This is a genomic window from Halohasta sp. A2, assembly GCF_056175805.1.
In genome coordinates this window covers 1-2,969 of sequence record NZ_JAQFWV010000139.1, presented here as the reverse complement: position 1 = coordinate 2,969, position 2,969 = coordinate 1, and the positions used below count along the sequence as shown (strand labels likewise).

Below are 2,969 nucleotides of genomic sequence, written 5' to 3'. Positions count from 1 at the left end.
GATCGCCAGATAGCTGAGTTTGGCTCTCTTTTTGTCAACGCTACTGGATCGGTTGAGCAAATTATACTGCGGTGTCTTCGACCGATATCGATGACTGAGAGTGTGAGAATTCTTAGACAGGCTCTATTATACGAATTAAAAAACTTACCCGTGGCCATACCTCCCTTGTCGTAGAACGATAATTGTTGTACTCGGCGAGGCGTACTGGACATAACCCTAAGACAGTCACTACTGAGCCAGAACCCAGAGATACGTTGTATCATGTACGCTAACGACAAATTTTGTGCAGGAATCGTGATTCGGCCGATCAAAACGGAAACGAACGCCGTGCTGAATAGATCCTCTATATTCAGCAGAAGTGACTCAGAACAATCTGAATTTGATAAGAAATTCGCTGCAAGACGTGCGCTCGCAGTCTTGCAGACACGTCTCTTCTGAGTCGATAAGACGATAGATCCTCTGCGCTGCATGATTTTGGTCGTGCGGTAAAAACGTTCAATATGGTTCATGGTGATGCATTCTTGGAAGATCGCTGAGCGAGATGGTAGATAGGTCCCCTGTACTGTGCGATCATCCCTTGCGCAAATCGAGCCAGATTGCGTGCCACATTCGCGCGTTCTATTCAGCAGTTGACTCAAACCACATTTCAAAGCGGTCGTAAATGTCAGTTGTTGGTAACACGACTTCTTCATATAGATTGAGTGGCGATATCAACATACTGCCCAGAACAGTTATACTCTGTCCCACTCTAAGTGGGAACATGACCAAGGTGGATTCGAAAGGGCGGATAGTGCTCCCGAAAGAGGTGCGAGAACGTCTCGGTATCACTCCCGGTACAGAAGTCGACATCAACGAAGAAGATGGGAAAGCCATCGTTGAACCTGAAGATAACCCCGAACAGATCATCGAACGCATGGAACGTCTCATCACCGAAACAACATCCGAGCGAGGGGAGACAATGCCACTTGATGAGGGGGCAGACCCCATTGCCAAGAAGCACAGAGAGGCGATTCGAAAAGGGGCAAAAGAATACAGCAATGAGTGATGCTACTGGACCGTATCTTTTCGATGTCGGTGTGATAGCCCTGGCACACACAGCAACACCGGTTAGTGATTCTGCGCTCTCATACGTCCAAGATGCCATTGCAGGCGACATAGATGCCCTTGTTCCGTATCCTGCGCTATTCGGAGCGCATACCGTTCTGACGACGTACTACGGGCGTTCAAACGCCGACGCCTCCCGTCTGCTCCAGAATTTCATGGACGCGAAGCGAATCCATTGGTACGACGGGATACCCGAGGACGTAGTTTGGGGAGGGTTTTCTCAAGCAAGTGACGCAAATGTTGGTGGGTGGGATGGGTACTATGCACAGGTAGCGATAGACGAAGGGGTGAACACTGTGTTGACGATCGACGACGACTTCCAACGGTTTGATGCATTCGATACGGAGGTCATTCTCTCACCTGAGGAATTTAAGCAACTGAATAGGTTTCTTAGAAATTGATTCTATTCCTCCAACTTGAATAAAGAAATCATCTTGCCAACTACGGACATACTTGTCAGATCCAGCCTCTGTATCTTGCACAGCAATCTTGATAGATTTGTGAACCGTGGATTTTGATATTGCCACTGCCTCGATAGGCTTCTCAACCACTTGCCGTCACGCATCCCACAATATCTCGATACGGTTCCTGACGTATTCAAGGACGATCTGACAGACGTCTCGGTGATCGTTTGGCCACTCAGCGTCTTCAGATTCGATGCGACTGGCAGCCGGTGGTGGATGAAAGTGTGCCCGTTCGTTATGTGTGTTTGGGTGCCGATCCCATCGACATTTCCACGTATCATCTTTGTGGGTCTCCTGATAATGAATATTGAAATCCTCGTTTCGATACCAGCGGATCTCAAAACGCGCAGACACCTCCCCTGGATAGTAGTCGTCGGAAAAATCAACGTGGAGATAGAGGTTGTCGTCAGCAACAATCTCCGCAGACTCGACCATTCGACTTCCAGTAAACTGAGACCGCATCTGTTCTAACACCGACCGATCTATCGGCGCAGGAGTTGCGCCGTCGTCTATCGGAGCCATCGTCAGCTGTGTGATGGTGCCGTAGAACTGGCGGACTTTCTTCGCGCTCGCTCATGGAGACGGCGTTCCTCGATCGCGGTGGCCCAATCACCGAGATCGACGTAGATGTCGTCGATTCGTTCGGGGTCGAATTCGAGGACGTCGATCTCTGACGGTGAGTCGGCATCATATTCGTCGCGATATGCCTCGATCTGGTCAGTCAGCTCTGAGACGCGAGTTTGTAACTCGTCGACGGAGTTGTTCAACGCTAGTTCGTTGACTCGTCGCCACCTGAAGTAGTCGTCGTTGCGCTCGTATCTGGCTGGCCGTCCCTCGTGATGGATGACGATCCCGAGGTCGACGTAGAAGGACAGATGTGTCCGTGCTGACTCCTCTGAACAATCCGCTTTGTCCGCTATCTCTGCGGCCGTCATCGGCTCTCGGACGTGTAGAACCGCGCCGTACACGCGTTGTTTCGTGTCTTCGTTTTCGAACGGCCTATCAAATGGCGGGGGGCCGTTTCGGCGGTCGTCTACCATACCTTTTCTATTGGGGTAGGCTACATATTTCTTTCTACAGCCAATATATGTGGTTGTATTCTAAATCCAGTCGCGATTTGTCAGTGTTCTCGTTCGTTGTCGATGAGTCGTGATGTCTCTTCGCTCGACAATTTGATTAGATTTGACCGAATACGCCACTCAGTTCTCCACGCATGGATTTTCCAATTGGCAAGTAGAACTATACTCTCCCACCAGAAAATAGAACCTCATGACTTGCCTCGTTGCGCCGCTAATTAATCGCACTCTCGGTGCTTTCTCCGTCCAGTTTCCGTGAAAGTTGTATGCAATTGGACGCCTTCTGTCGATATGAAGTCGAAGCGGTCAACAATACGACAATGTA

At 49.7% G+C, this 2,969-nt stretch carries 4 protein-coding genes; 2 read left to right on the top strand and 2 right to left on the bottom strand.

Annotated elements, in window-relative coordinates; genetic code table 11:
* Positions 1 to 760: 760 nt before the first annotated feature.
* On the top strand, positions 761 to 1,045 hold the full coding sequence (locus O2S87_RS18365) for an AbrB/MazE/SpoVT family DNA-binding domain-containing protein (protein WP_475410175.1): 285 nt from the start codon (positions 761 to 763) through the stop codon (positions 1,043 to 1,045).
* Positions 1,038 to 1,505: a hypothetical protein gene (locus O2S87_RS18360; protein WP_475410174.1), complete on the top strand. Its 468-nt coding sequence runs from the start codon at positions 1,038 to 1,040 to the stop codon at positions 1,503 to 1,505. The genes O2S87_RS18365 and O2S87_RS18360 overlap by 8 nt, the downstream gene beginning before the upstream one ends.
* Before the next feature lie 156 nt (positions 1,506 to 1,661).
* On the opposite strand, the gene O2S87_RS18355 is transcribed toward O2S87_RS18360, so the two are convergent.
* Both O2S87_RS18355 and O2S87_RS18350 read right to left on the bottom strand, forming a co-directional pair.
* Positions 1,662 to 2,003 (bottom strand): toxin-antitoxin system TumE family protein, encoded by a 342-nt coding sequence (locus tag O2S87_RS18355; protein ID WP_475410173.1) that lies wholly within the window; start codon positions 2,001 to 2,003, stop codon positions 1,662 to 1,664.
* Positions 2,004 to 2,092: 89 nt separating this feature from the next.
* The gene (locus O2S87_RS18350; RefSeq protein WP_475410172.1) at positions 2,093 to 2,608 is read right to left on the bottom strand and encodes a DUF7342 family protein; all 516 of its coding nucleotides are present in this window, start codon (positions 2,606 to 2,608) and stop codon (positions 2,093 to 2,095) included.
* Positions 2,609 to 2,969 lie beyond the last annotated feature (361 nt).